We start from the raw sequence: 12,540 nt of genomic DNA, 5'->3' as shown, positions 1-12,540 counted from the left end.
GCTTCTCCACTGCCGCCGCTACCAGTCGCACCGGGTGCTCGGCCCCTACCAATCCCTCCGGCGTCTGCCGAAACAGCCACCCCTGCGCCCTCTGCGGCTCTCGCGTCCTCACCAGCTTCTGGCCGATGCGCTTTTCGTTTTCCACCCCTCCGCCCTACCTCAACCCTCTCTCCTTTTCCCGGACCGCACAGGTGGGCTCACCCTCGGCCCACCTGCTCTCCATCCCACTGCCGATTTATCGAACGCTCTTGAGCCGGGGGCCCCGGGACGACCGCTCCCCCGCGGGTTGCGACCGCTCGGCCGCCCGGCTGCCCATGTCAGGGGCGGACGAGACACTCTCCGGATGACCTCCCCCACCCCGGAGCAACCCATGGCCTCGCCCCGCCGTGCCCTGCTCGTCCCCCTGGCCGTCCTCCTCTTCCCCTTCGTCCTGCTGGGCGCGCTGGTGCTCGGCATGACGCGGGGCCGGGAAGCCCACCCGTGAGCCCCACCGCCTGGGCCCGGCCCGGGTGGTATGCTCGCCCCCGGTCCGCCATGAACGAAGGTTCCATCGTCCGCGCCACCCTCAAGGCGCTCTTCGTGCCCAGGCGGCTGCTCCCCATCCTCCTCGTCAGCCTCCCGCTGGTGGCCGCGCAGACGCGCTTCAGCCCCTACGAGCCGATGGCCGCGCCCCTGGGCATCCTCCTGTGCGCCCTGTGCGTGGCCGTGGCCCCGGTGTCCTACCGCGTCATCTTCCCCGAGGGCCTCGACCTCAGCCACGGCGGCATCCGCCTGCTCCTCTACGGCACCGTGGGCGTGGGCGTGGTGCTCTCCGCGGGCCTCGTGCTGCCCAAGCTGCTCTACCTGGGCCCCACCTTCCTCACCGACCGCTACACCCTCGCGGTGTGCGCCGCCCTCTTCCTCGTGGGCGGCTGGGGCCTCGGGCGGGACATCGGCTTCGAGGAGAGCCTCGCGCTCGAGCGCGCCCGCGGCGCCCGTCTGGCCCTGGAGGCAGAACAGGCGCAACTGCTCGCCCTGCGCAGCCACCTGGACCCGCACTTCCTCTTCAACACGCTCAACGCCATCGCCGAGTGGTGCCAGACGGACGGCGCCGTGGCCGAGGCCGCCGTGCTGCGGCTGTCCGCCATGCTGCGCAGCGTGCTCGCCGGCGTGCGCGCCGCCACCTGGCCCCTGGAGCGCGAGCTGGAATTGGTGCGCACCCTCTTCGAGCTGCACCTGCTCCGCGACCCGGAGCTCTTCCAGCTCTCCGTGCAGGTGGACCCGGGCCTGGAGGCCTTCCCCGTGCCGCCGCTCGTGCTGCTGCCGCTGGCGGAGAACGCGGTGAAGCACGGGCCCGCCTCCGGCCACCGCGGCCCCATCTCCCTGTCCGTCCAGTCCCGGGGCGGCGCGCTCGTCTTCACCCTGGAGAACCCCGGCGCTTCCAAGGGCCCTCGCGAGGGCAGCAGCGGCCTGCCCACCGTGGAGCGCCGGCTCGCCCTGGCCTACGCCGGTGGCGCCAGCCTCGCCCTGAGCACCCAGGACGCTCGCACCCGCGTCACCGTCTCCCTGCCCCGCGGCGGCCCCGTCCCCGGCGTCATCACCTGAAGTCCCCGCCATCGGGCGTCATGTCATAGGCCGTCCCTTGTCTCTACGCCGCCCGGGGAAGGGACGACAAGACGGAGTTGCCTTTCAGGTGCGTTCCAACTGCTGCAGCTCGTTCAGCTGGCGCTGGTAGCCGCTCTGGAGCTGCACGAGCTTTCCAATGTTGGTGGCGAAGAGGAACGCCGACAGCAGGGCGATGACCACGAACATCAGCGTGCGCAGCCAGCGCATCGCCGTGTCCGAGTGCTCGCGCGACAGCTGGCCGAGGATGGGCTCCAGGTCTCCCGTGCGCTCCCCCGTGGCGAGGCGCTGGAGCGACTCCCCATCGAACACGCCGAGCCACTCCACCACGTCCGTCAACGTGGCGCCGGAGCGCAGGCGATGCTCGGCCAGGTTGGCGCGCCCGCGCAGCAGCACGCTGCCGGTGGCCTCGAGCGCCATGCGCAGGCTCGCGCCCGCCTCCAGCCCCGCGCCCAGTGCCGCGCCGAGCACGAGGCTGAAGCGGCTCGCCTGGAGCTCGCGGTGGACGCGGCCCAGCAGGGGCACGCGCATGCGCAGCTCCGCCCAGAGGGGGGCAATCGCGGGCACCGCCAGCACCAGCGGCAGCAGGAAGAGCGCGAGCGCGGCCGAGGACACCTGCAACACGTTGTGCCCGAAGTGCGAGAGGAACACCCCGAGGATGTCATCCGTGCGCCCCGAGGCCATCAGGCTGGCCGCGGTCTGCAGCAGGGCGCCACCGAAGACGAACGCGGCGAGCAGGTAGCCGGGGTAGGCGCACAGCATGACGACGCGCCAGCGCATGCGCTGCGCCTCCTCCAGCTGCTCGACGATGCGCGCCAGGGCCGACTCCATCGTCCCCGAGGCCTCCGCCGCGCCCAGCAGTTCCACCGTCTGCGACTCGAACCAGCGCGGGTGCCGCCGCATCGCCTCGGCGAGACCCGAGCCCCCGGCCACGGCCTCGCCCACCTGGGCCACGGCGCGGCGGAAAGCATCCTTCGCCGCTCCCCGCGACAGCTCCGAGAAGGCGATGGGCAGCGCCAGCCCCGCGCGAATCATGCTGTGCAGCCCCTGGAAGAACGTGAGGCGCGGCCGGTGCCGGGCCATCGCCACGAGCGGATGCCGGGCCCACGCCCGGGCCAGCCACTCATTGCCCTCGGAGACCGGGACGGGACGCCGCGCCGGGCGCACGGCGTTGCGAACCGCAGCGCCGGACTGGAGCCCATCCGAGGAGGGAGCAGGCACCGTCCGAGGGGGCTGGGGCTTATTCATGGGATTGCCTTCTCTCTCAGACACCCCATCAGGTTAGCCCAACACGGGCCGACCGGGTCGTGCGGTGCCGAAGTGGCCAAGAAGCCCCCTCCCGTCCCTCGGGCGCGGGACTTGTCCGCTCGCATACGGCGGCGGGAGGGAGCCGTTGCCGCACAGGCGGCGCTCCCTACACTGGCGCTCCACTGCTGGAGGAACGATGTCACCCGCCGCCGCCCCCAAGCCGTCGCCGCGAAAGAAGACGCCCCGGGAGGCCGCCGCCCCCGGTCCCCGTACGTTGGCCATCGACATCGGAGGCACGGGCCTCAAGGCGCTCATCCTCGGGCCGGATGGAAAGGCCCTCACCGAGCGCAAGCGCGTGCCCACCCCCAAGCCCGCTACCCACCAGGCGGTGATGCGCGAGCTGAAGAAGCTCATCAAGGCCCTCGGCGACTTCGACCGGGTGTCCGTGGGCTTTCCCGGCGTGGTCGATGAGGGGGTGACGAAGACGGCCCACAACCTCCACGAGAGCTGGGAGGGCTTCCACTTCGCCGACGCTCTCTCCAAGGCCACGGGCCGCCCGGTGCGCGTGCTCAACGACGCGGGCGTGCAGGGCTTCGGCGTCATCGAGGGGCGCGGGGTGGAGATGGTCCTCACCCTGGGCACCGGCATGGGCTGCGCGCTGTACGTGGACGGCAAGTACGTGCCCAACCTGGAGCTGGCCCACCACCCCTTCCGGAACGGGAAGACCTATGAGGAATACGTGGGCGAGGCCGCGCTACAGCGCGTGGGCAAGAAGAAGTGGAACAAGCACGTGCAGCGCGTGCTCGAGCAGGTCCAACCCATCTGGAACCCGCACAAGCTCTACCTCGGCGGCGGCAACGCCCGGCTCATCGACTTCCCGCTGCCCAAGAACGTGATCATCACCGAGAACATCGCCGGACTGCTCGGCGGGTTCGCGCTCTGGAAGGAAGAGCCGCTCCCCCAGTAACTCAGCTCCCGGTGGACATGGAGCGGGCCTCGCAGAGCACACGTGCCCGCACGAGCGTCTCCTCGACCGCGTGGATCCACGAGGTGGGAAAGCGCGAGGGCTCGCACACCCACGCGACGAGGCTTGGGACGGCCTGGGCGAGGCCCGCGCACTCGTCCGCCACGGAGGCCCCCAGCAGCTCGCCCGTCCCCCGCAGCCGGCGGCTCCACTCCGGCCCCACGCGCGCATCGAAGTCCACCCCGAGCGCGCGCAACTCCGCGTCCTCGAGGTGACGGCGCCGCTCCCCGGCCATGCGCTCGGCCACCCGCAGCAGCACGCCCGGATCCTCCGGGTGCGCGGGCCTCGCACGGACGAGCTCCTGGTGCAGCACGCGCAGATGACGCTCGAGCATGAGACGCGGCATGCCCCGAGCGGCCAGCAGCCGGCCCAGCCAGGAGACATGCCGCCACACCTCCTCCTCGGCCTGCGCGCCCAACGTCACCAGCCACGCGCTGTCGCTCCAGGAGAAATGACGGCCGTGCTCGCCAAAGCGCCACGCGTAGTAGGGGAACTCCTCCCACGAGGCCTCGGCGGCGCGCAGGGCGGCCCGCAGCGCGTCCGGGTCCGTGGTGATGGGGTGGCCTCCGGCATCCCGGTTGAGCCAGTGGGCCGCGGGAAGCTCGCGCGGAGGATGGAGCGCATCGAGGAGGCGCTGGAGCTCGGAGAAGGTCTCGGAGGCCGCGCGAACGAGCTCCTCTTCCCGCTCGGCCTCGAGGGCCACGCCGTCGAGCAGGCGCGCGAAGCCGTCCCAGGGTGATGTGCCCGGAAGAGGAAACAGGGCCAGGCGCAGCGCGTAGTGGTAACCGAAGAGGGACAGCGGCTCCCGGTGGGCCGCCGAGCGCATCCGCTCCCCGAGCGCGATGGCGCCAATGAGGACAGGGCTCTCGAGCGTGCCCGGGCCCGGCTCTCGGACGAGGCCGGGCGCGAGGAACGCGGGGAGGGGCGGGGACTCGGCCCGGGCCGCGGCGAGCACGGGAGGAGACGCGGCGGCGAGCGCCCCCTCCAGGTCCCGGTACAGCGAGCCGAGCAGCTGGCCCAGGGCCCGGAGGCGCTCGGGGGGAAGGGTCCCCGACGCGAGGGCCTGGAAACAGGGAAGCGTCTCGAGGCGGGCGTGGTGCGCGAGCGTCTCGTCCCGCAGGCGTTCAGCGAGTGGCATTCGTATCTCCCCTCCAGAGAGCGAAGGCTCGCCTCCATGCCCGCCCACCGTCCATCCCCCGGAGCCCCGGATGTCGCGATGCACACGATGAAGGGACAACACGCGCCCCTCCCGGCACGCGTCACGCAGGCACTCACGGATGGAGCGACACCATGGACGAGAAGGAATATCTGCGGAAACCCATGGGCATCCCCCTGGATCCCGAGAAGCAGAAGGACCCCGACGACGCCGGTGAGCACGTCCCCGCCGAGGGCCGCGCCGACTTCCTCAACGACGTGACCGAGCAGAACGGGGGCCAGCGCTCCGAGGTCGGCGTGCCCTATAACGACAGGAGCCTGGAGCGGGGCATGTCCGGCGAATACGACAAGCACGGCGGCCGCGGCGTACCGAAGCGGAAAGAGACGAAGGACAAATAACCCCGGCCCCCCAGCAGGCAGGAGAGGAGGCACTGGCCGTCGGGCCCGGCCCGTAGCCGCGCCGTCCCATGGCCGTTATCCCAGAGGGCCGGATGAACGTCTCCGCCTCGCCCGAAAGACAGCCGCTCGTGACGGTGACTCCCGATGGGCTCTACTGCCCGGCGGGGGGCTTCCACATCGACCCCTGGCGGCCCGTGGCCCGCGCCCTCATCACCCATGCGCATGGCGACCACGCCCGCTGGGGCAGCCAGCACTATCTCGGCGCGAGCCCCTCCGTGGGCCTGCTGCGCAAGCGCCTGGGCGCGGACGCGAACATCGCCACGCTCCACTATGGCGAGCGTCTGTCATTGGGCGACGTGACGGTCAGCTTCCACCCCGCGGGCCACATCCTGGGCAGCGCTCAAATCCGCATCGAGCACCGCGGCGAGGTGTGGGTCGTCTCCGGCGACTACAAGCGGGACCCGGATCCCACCTGCGAGCCCTTCGAGCCCGTCCGCTGCGACACCTTCATCACCGAGGCCACCTTCGGCCTGCCCATCTACCGCTGGGACGACACGCGGCTCGTCGCCCAGGACGTGCTGCGCTGGTGGGACGGCAACCGCGAGGCGGGCCGGGCCTCGGTGCTCTTCTGCTATGCGCTGGGCAAGGCGCAGCGGCTGCTCGCGGAGCTGGCCCGGCTCACGGACCGCGAGGTACTCGTGCACGGCGCCACGCACGCGCTCGTGGAGGCCTACCGCGAGGCCGGCGTCCCCATGCTCCCCACGCGCCCCGTGGCCGAAATGGAGAAGGGCACCTCCTACGCCGGAGCGCTCGTGCTGGCCCCACCCAGCGCCGCCGGCTCCACGTGGATGCGCCGCTTCGGCGTGTACGAGACGGGCTTCGCCTCGGGGTGGATGCGCGTGCGCGGCAACCGGCGCCGCCGCGGCTATGACCGGGGCTTCGTCCTCTCCGACCACGCGGACTGGCCGGGACTCTTGCGCACCGCGAAGGAGACGGGCGCCTCGCGCATCCTCGTCACCCATGGCTCCAGCGACACGCTCGCGCGCTACCTGCGCGAGAACCTGGGCCTCGACGCCGCCCCCCTCTCCACCCCCTTCGAGGGCGAGACGGAGGACTGACCCGTGCGACGGCTCGCCGACCTCTACGACACGCTCGACGCCACCACCTCCACCAACGCCAAGGTGGAGGCGCTCGTGCGCTACTTCCGCGACACGCCTCCCGAGGACTCCGCGTGGGGGCTCTTCTTCCTCACCGGCCGCCGCCTCAAGCGGCTCGTGGCCCCCAAGGCCCTGCGCCAGTGGATTCGCGAGCTGACCGCTACCCCCGAGTGGCTCTTCGACGAGACGTACGCCGTCGTGGGCGACCTCGCCGAGGTCATCGCCCTGCTGCTCGACCAGAACGAGCGGCCCCCCGAGACCGAGGAGCTGCCGCTGTCCCGCTGGTTGGAGGAGCGTCTGCTGCCGCTCGCCGGGCTCTCGCTCCCCGAGCAGCGCGAGCGCGTCACCGGCTGGTGGCACGTGCTCCCCCGCCGCGAGCTGTTCCTCTTCAACAAGATGCTCACCGGAGAGCTGCGCGTCGGCGTTTCGGACACGCTCGTGGTGCGCGCGCTCGCGCAGTACGCGGGGCTGCCTCCGGCCTCCGTGTCCCACCGCCTCATGGGCACCTGGGCTCCGTCGCGCGCCTTCTTCGAGCAGCTCATCGCCCCCGACGTCTCCGATGGCGACCGCTCGCGCCCGTATCCGTTCTACCTGGCCAGCCCGCTGGAGCAGCCCCCGGAGCAGCTCGGCGAGCGCGAGGACTGGCTCGTCGAGTGGAAGTGGGATGGCATCCGCGGCCAGCTCATCCGCCGCCAAGGCGGCGTCTTCCTGTGGAGCCGCGGCGAGGAGCTCATCACCGAGCGCTTCCCCGAAATCGCCGAGGCCGCCGCCAGCCTCCCCGATGGCACCGTGCTCGATGGCGAGGTGCTCGCCTACGCCGAGGGACAGCCCCTCCCCTTCGCCCTGCTCCAGCGCCGCATCGGACGGCAGAAGCTCACCGCCAAGGTGCTCGCCGAGGCCCCCGCCGCCTTCATGGTGTACGACCTGCTCGAGCAGGACGGGCAGGACTTGCGAGGGATTCCGCTCCGCGAGCGCAGGGCCCGGTTGGAGGCATTGCTTCGCGACCAGCCGATGTTCCCCGTGTCTCCCGCCATTGACGCTCCTTCCTGGGAGGCCCTCGCCGAGGTCCGTCATGAGTCGCGCTCGCGCAATGTCGAGGGCTTCATGATCAAGCGCCTCGAGTCCGTGTATCAGCACGGCCGCAAGCGCGGGGATTGGTGGAAGTGGAAGATCGATCCCTTCACCGTCGATGCCATTCTGCTCTACGCGCACCCCGGACATGGGCGCCGCGCCTCGCTGTACACGGACTACACCTTCGCTGTCTGGAATGGCGAGGAGCTGCTGCCCATCGCGAAGGCGTACTCGGGGCTTACCGACGAGGAGATCGCGAAGCTCGACCGGTGGATTCGCGCGCATACCAAGGAGAAGTTCGGGCCGGTGCGCTCCGTGGACCCCGTTCAGGTCTTCGAGCTTCATTTCGAGGGCATTGCTTCGTCCCCCCGGCACAAGTCGGGGATTGCCCTGCGGTTTCCTCGCATCGCGCGGTGGCGCTCGGACAAGACGCCTCGTGACGCGGATTCGCTCGAGCGGTTGAAGGAGCTGCTGCATGCCCCCGCGTAAGCGCCCTTCCGCGGTGCATTCGTGGTTCCGCTCCCAAGGGTGGGAACCGTTTCCCTTTCAAGTGCGGGCCTGGGAGGCGTACTCGCGCGGCGAGAGTGGACTGCTTCATGTCCCCACCGGCGCCGGGAAGACCTATGCCGCCTATATGGAGCCCCTCGCCGAGGTCGCCCTTCATCGTCAGAAGGGGCTGCAAGTCCTCTACATCACCCCTCTGCGTGCGGTGTCTCGTGACATCGAGCTCGCGCTGAACGCTCCCCTGGCCGCGTTCGATGCCGATATCACCGTGGAGAGCCGCACCGGGGATACGTCCTCCTCCGTGCGCCGCAAGCAGCGGGAGCGGCTCCCCGAGGTCCTCATCACCACCCCCGAGTCCCTGTCGCTGCTGCTCTGCAACGAGCGCGCACAGGAGCTCTTCTCCTCTCTGCGCTGCGTCATCGTCGACGAGTGGCACGAGCTGCTCGGCTCCAAGCGCGGTACCCAGGTGGAGCTCGCGCTCGCCCGGCTGCGCCGCTTCGCCCCCGGCGTGCGCACCTGGGCCCTCTCCGCCACCCTCGGCAACCTCGACGAGGCCGCTCGCGCCGCCGTGGGCCCCCGCTCCACCCCCACCTTCATCCGCGCCGAGCTCGCGCGGCCCGTCCGCATCGAGACGCTCCTGCCAGACGCCGTGGATGCCTTTCCGTGGGCCGGGCACCTCGGCTTCTCCATGCTGCGCAAGGTGGCCGGCTGGCTCGACCCCGCGCGCTCCACCCTCCTCTTCACCAACACCCGCTCCCAGGCCGAGCGCTGGTACGAGGGCCTCCGCTTCCTCCACCCCGAGTGGGAAGACGTCCTCGCCCTCCACCACGGCTCCATCGACCGCGCGGCCCGGGAGCGCGTGGAAGGCGGCCTCAAGGACGGCAGCGTGCGGCTCGTCGTCTGCACCTCGTCGCTGGACCTCGGGGTGGACTTCGGCCCCGTGGAGCGCGTGGTGCAGGTGGGCAGCCCCAAGGGCATTGCCCGGACGCTCCAGCGCGCCGGACGCAGCGCCCACCGCCCCGGCGCCACCGCGCACCTCCTCTTCGTCCCCACCCACGCCCTCGAGCTGGTGGAGATGACCGCCGCCCGCGAGGCGCTCGCCCACGGAGAGGTGGAGCCCCGCGCGCCCCTGCGCCAACCGCTCGACGTGCTCGCCCAGCACCTCGTCACCTGCGCGCTCGGCGGCGGCTTCACCCGCGAGGCCCTGCTCGCCGAGGTCCGAGACACGCTCGCCTACAGTGCGCTCTCCGAGGAGGACTTCGACCGCACCCTCGTGCTCGTGACGGAGGGCGGCCCCACCCTGCGCGCCTATCCGCAGTTCCGCCGCGTCCAGCGGCTCGAGGACCGGTACGTGGTGGCGGATGCGCGCGTGGCCCGGCTCCACCGCCTCAACGTGGGCACCATCGCCTCGGACGCCAGCGTGGAGCTGCGCTTCCTCAAGGGCGGCCGGCTCGGCACCGTGGAGGAGTCCTTCGTGAGCCGCCTGCGCCCCGGCGACACCTTCCTCTTCGCGGGCAAGCGGCTCGAGTTCCGCCTCATGAAGGACCTCACGGCCTACGTGAAGCTCGCGAAGGAGCGCGCCTCGGCCACGCCCCGCTGGAGCGGTGGACGTCTGCCTTTGTCCGGCTCGCTCGCCGCCGCCGTGCGCCGCGCCTTCCACGCCGTGCGCGAGGGACACCTGGACACCGCGGAGCTCACGGCGGCCCGCCCCGTGTTGGAGGCCCAGGCCCGCCTGTCCCGGCTGCCCTCGCGCGACGCGTGCCTCGCCGAGCTGTGCGACACCCGAGAGGGCCACCACCTCTTCCTCTACCCCTTCGAGGGCCGGCTGGTGCACGAGGGCCTCGCCGCGCTGCTCGCCCTGCGCCTCACTCGGCTGCGGAAGGCCACCTTCAGCCTCGCGGTGAATGACTACGGGCTGGAGCTGCTCACGGCCTCGCCCTTCCCCTTCGAGGAGGCGCTGCGCCCCGCGCTCTTCACCCGCGAGCGGCTGGTGGAGGACATCCTCGAGAGCGTCAACCTCGGCGAATTGGCCCGGCGCCAGTTCCGAGACGTGGCGCGCGTGGCGGGGCTGGTGCTGCCGGGGCTGCCCGGGGCGCGCAAGTCCACGCGTCAGGTGCAGGCCAGCGCGGGGCTCCTCTATGACGTCTTCGCCCGCTACGAGCCGGACCACCTGCTGCTCGCCCAGGCGCGGCGCGAGGTGCTGGAGCAACACTTCGAGCAGGTGCGGCTCGTGAGCACGCTGGAGCGCCTGGAGCGCTCGCCGCTGGAGCTCATCCACGTCCCACGGCCCACGCCGCTGGGCTTTCCGCTCGTCGTCGAGCGCATTGGCGCCACCCTCTCCAACGAATCCCTGGCGGACCGGGTGGAGCGCATGAAGGAGAAATGGCTGCGCGAGGACTCCCTGTCCGCCTAGGCGGCACCGAGCTGGAATTGCGTCCCGAGCGCGCCCTCCACTGGCCGGGAGGTGGCGTGCTCGCGGTGGCGGATCTGCACTGGGGCAAGCCGGAGAGCTTCCACCAGCACGGCATTCCCCTGCCGCCCGAGGTACTGGAAGACGACCTCGCCCGCCTCTCCGAGGCCCTGCGCGCCACTGGGGCTCGGCGCCTGCTGCTGGTGGGGGACCTGGTGCACTCGCGACGGGGACTCACGCGGGAGGTGGTGGAGCGCGTGGCCGCCTGGCGCACGGGCCATGACGTGGAGATGGTGCTGGTGCGCGGCAACCACGACCGGCACCTGGACGCGCTGCCCGCCGCGTGGCGCATGTCCCTGGTGGAGCCGAACCTCGACGAGGGCCCCTTCCGCTTCTCCCACCACCCGGAGCCCGCCGAGGGCCACTACGTCTGGGCCGGCCACCTGCACCCCACGGTGCGGCTGAGCGACGGAGCGGACCGGCTGCGCCTGCCTTGCTTCCACCTGGGCACGGCCGTGGGCGTGCTGCCCGCCTTCAGCGCCTTCACCGGAGGCATGGACCTCCGCCCGCGCCCGGGCGAGCGCCTCTTCGCTGTCGCCGGAGACTCCGTCATCGAAGTGCCCGCTCCGCGCTCGTCCCGCGGCGCACGGAATCGCTGAGCTTCCCTGACGTACTCCCACCGCTGCTCACGCTAAGCCAGATTGGGTAAGTCCTGTCAGGGGGGAGGCTCCGGGCGCGTTTTCCCGCAACTGGTCCGATGGTCGTACCAGTCGGGACGAAACGCGACCGGAAGGTGCCTCGTTCTTTGCGCCGAGAGCACCCTGACAGGACTTTCCCCACTTGGCTTAGCGTGGGCCCTCCAGTTCCTGCCTCGAGGGGCGGAAGGGAGAGAGCCATGCGAGTCGTGGAGGTGCGGGCCTTGGGTGGCGTGGAGCGCCTGGAGGATGCGGAGCGGCCGCTGCCTGTCCCCGGACAGGGCGAGGTGCGCATCCGCATCCGGGCGGCGGGCTTCAACCCGGTGGACTACAAGTGGCGCCAGGGGCACGGCGGCCCGCCGCTGCCCGTGGTGCTGGGGCGCGAGGTGTCGGGGGTGGTGGACGCGGTAGGCGAAGGAGTCACCGCGTTCCGCGAGGGCGACGCCGTCTTCGCGTACCTGGGCGCCCAGGCGAGCAACGGCGGCTATGCCGAGGCCCTGTGCGTGCGGGAGGTGATGGTGGCGCACAAGCCCGCGAGTCTGTCCTTCGCCGAGGCCGCCGCGATTCCCGTCGCGAGCCTCACGGCCTACGAGTCGGTGGTGGAGAAGGCGCGGGTGGAGCGGGGAGAGGCAGTGCTCGTCGCGGGCGCGGCGGGGGGCGTCGGGAGCTCGGCCGTCGGGCTGCTGCGCCATCTGGGCGCCACTCCGCTCCTGGTGACCGCGGGCAGCGACGCGAGCGCCGCGTACCTGGTGAAGGAGCTGGGAGTACGGCCCGAGGACGTGGTGCGCTACGCGGGACGGGACGCGGGGGCGCTCGCCGCCGAGGTACGCGAACGCACCGGGGGCTGGGGAGTGGCGGCGGCCTTCGACTTCGTGGGAGGGGCCATGAAGCGGCTGTGCTTCGACACGGTCGCGGCGGACGGCCGGGTGGTGTCCATCGTGGAGGAGCCCGCCGACTATCCCCTCAACCTGTGGGACGAGAACACCAGCCCACTGATGGTCCGCTCGGTGTCCTTCCACTTCGTCCAGCTGGGCGCGCGTGCCCGTCTGGGTCCTCCATCGGGCTGGGCCGCCTACGGGCAGCGGCTGACGAAGCTCGCCGCCCTGTACGAGACGGGGGCCCTGCCGCGCCCGCGTGTGGAGCGAGTGGGCTCCTTGTCCGCGGCCACCGCGCGGCGGGCCCATACGCTGCTCGAGGAGGGGCACGTGCGCGGCAAGCTGGTCATGGAGGGAGATGCCTGAGACGACCCATGGATGTCCCCCGCTTGGAGGAGGA

General features: G+C 71.6%; 11 protein-coding genes. 9 read left to right on the top strand and 2 right to left on the bottom strand.

The genetic code is table 11. The features are described 5' to 3' along the window. The first annotated feature begins 343 nt into the window (after positions 1–343). Together ACJ8AN_RS23395 and ACJ8AN_RS23390 are read left to right on the top strand one after the other, a co-directional pair. Positions 344–484, top strand: coding sequence for a hypothetical protein (locus ACJ8AN_RS23395; protein ID WP_407757660.1), 141 nt, complete (start codon positions 344–346; stop codon positions 482–484). A 50-nt stretch (positions 485–534) separates the two neighbouring features. Continuing rightward, entirely contained in the window at positions 535–1,584 is a 1,050-nt protein-coding gene (locus tag ACJ8AN_RS23390; RefSeq protein ID WP_407757659.1) for a sensor histidine kinase, read from the top strand. 84 nt (positions 1,585–1,668) lie between these two features. On the opposite strand, the gene ACJ8AN_RS23385 is transcribed toward ACJ8AN_RS23390, so the two are convergent. Continuing rightward, on the bottom strand, positions 1,669–2,850 hold the full coding sequence (locus ACJ8AN_RS23385) for a type II secretion system F family protein (protein WP_407757658.1): 1,182 nt from the start codon (positions 2,848–2,850) through the stop codon (positions 1,669–1,671). Positions 2,851–3,046: 196 nt separating this feature from the next. Here ACJ8AN_RS23385 and ACJ8AN_RS23380 point away from each other — a divergent pair, with 196 nt between their 5' ends. Next, entirely contained in the window at positions 3,047–3,817 is a 771-nt protein-coding gene (locus ACJ8AN_RS23380) for an ROK family protein (RefSeq protein WP_407757657.1), read from the top strand. A gap of 1 nt (position 3,818) precedes the next feature. Here the strand turns inward: ACJ8AN_RS23380 and ACJ8AN_RS23375 are convergent, their stop codons facing one another. Next, a complete protein-coding gene (locus tag ACJ8AN_RS23375; protein ID WP_407757656.1) occupies positions 3,819–5,012 on the bottom strand; it encodes a hypothetical protein in 1,194 nt (397 codons plus the stop codon). 152 nt (positions 5,013–5,164) lie between these two features. Between ACJ8AN_RS23375 and ACJ8AN_RS23370 the strand changes: the two genes are divergently transcribed. The 6 genes from ACJ8AN_RS23370 to ACJ8AN_RS23345 all read left to right on the top strand — a co-directional run bounded on the left by ACJ8AN_RS23370 (position 5,165) and on the right by ACJ8AN_RS23345 (position 12,506). Further along, positions 5,165–5,428: a hypothetical protein gene (locus ACJ8AN_RS23370; RefSeq protein WP_407757655.1), complete on the top strand. Its 264-nt coding sequence runs from the start codon at positions 5,165–5,167 to the stop codon at positions 5,426–5,428. Positions 5,429–5,520: 92 nt separating this feature from the next. Beyond that, positions 5,521–6,546 (top strand): ligase-associated DNA damage response exonuclease, encoded by a 1,026-nt coding sequence (locus ACJ8AN_RS23365; protein WP_407757654.1) that lies wholly within the window; start codon positions 5,521–5,523, stop codon positions 6,544–6,546. A 3-nt stretch (positions 6,547–6,549) separates the two neighbouring features. Next, positions 6,550–8,145 (top strand): ATP-dependent DNA ligase, encoded by a 1,596-nt coding sequence (locus ACJ8AN_RS23360; protein WP_407757653.1) that lies wholly within the window; start codon positions 6,550–6,552, stop codon positions 8,143–8,145. Further along, positions 8,132–10,573, top strand: coding sequence for a ligase-associated DNA damage response DEXH box helicase (locus tag ACJ8AN_RS23355; RefSeq protein ID WP_407757652.1), 2,442 nt, complete (start codon positions 8,132–8,134; stop codon positions 10,571–10,573). Before ACJ8AN_RS23360 ends, ACJ8AN_RS23355 begins: the two co-directional genes overlap by 14 nt. After that, entirely contained in the window at positions 10,543–11,229 is a 687-nt protein-coding gene (gene pdeM / locus ACJ8AN_RS23350; protein WP_407757651.1) for a ligase-associated DNA damage response endonuclease PdeM, read from the top strand. Before ACJ8AN_RS23355 ends, pdeM begins: the two co-directional genes overlap by 31 nt. Before the next feature lie 236 nt (positions 11,230–11,465). Beyond that, entirely contained in the window at positions 11,466–12,506 is a 1,041-nt protein-coding gene (locus tag ACJ8AN_RS23345; protein WP_407757650.1) for a zinc-binding alcohol dehydrogenase family protein, read from the top strand. The last annotated feature ends 34 nt before the right edge of the window (positions 12,507–12,540 follow it).

The organism is Archangium sp. (assembly GCF_045802675.1).
GTDB lineage: Bacteria > Myxococcota > Myxococcia > Myxococcales > Myxococcaceae > Archangium.
The sequence above is the reverse complement of the archived record's forward strand: the minus strand, read 5'-3'. Positions and strand labels throughout refer to the sequence as shown.

What these genes read in the sequence shown, in the direction of transcription:
- ACJ8AN_RS23375 (WP_407757656.1), bottom strand. Translation starts at nt 5,012, where the DNA reads ATGCCACTCGCTGAACGCCTGCGGGACGAGACGCTCGCGCACCACGCC.
- ACJ8AN_RS23345 (WP_407757650.1), top strand. Translation starts at nt 11,466, where the DNA reads ATGCGAGTCGTGGAGGTGCGGGCCTTGGGTGGCGTGGAGCGCCTGGAG.
- ACJ8AN_RS23395 (WP_407757660.1), top strand. Translation starts at nt 344, where the DNA reads ATGACCTCCCCCACCCCGGAGCAACCCATGGCCTCGCCCCGCCGTGCC.
- pdeM (WP_407757651.1), top strand. Translation starts at nt 10,543, where the DNA reads ATGGCTGCGCGAGGACTCCCTGTCCGCCTAGGCGGCACCGAGCTGGAA.
- ACJ8AN_RS23355 (WP_407757652.1), top strand. Translation starts at nt 8,132, where the DNA reads ATGCCCCCGCGTAAGCGCCCTTCCGCGGTGCATTCGTGGTTCCGCTCC.
- ACJ8AN_RS23365 (WP_407757654.1), top strand. Translation starts at nt 5,521, where the DNA reads ATGAACGTCTCCGCCTCGCCCGAAAGACAGCCGCTCGTGACGGTGACT.
- ACJ8AN_RS23380 (WP_407757657.1), top strand. Translation starts at nt 3,047, where the DNA reads ATGTCACCCGCCGCCGCCCCCAAGCCGTCGCCGCGAAAGAAGACGCCC.
- ACJ8AN_RS23370 (WP_407757655.1), top strand. Translation starts at nt 5,165, where the DNA reads ATGGACGAGAAGGAATATCTGCGGAAACCCATGGGCATCCCCCTGGAT.
- ACJ8AN_RS23385 (WP_407757658.1), bottom strand. Translation starts at nt 2,850, where the DNA reads ATGAATAAGCCCCAGCCCCCTCGGACGGTGCCTGCTCCCTCCTCGGAT.
- ACJ8AN_RS23390 (WP_407757659.1), top strand. Translation starts at nt 535, where the DNA reads ATGAACGAAGGTTCCATCGTCCGCGCCACCCTCAAGGCGCTCTTCGTG.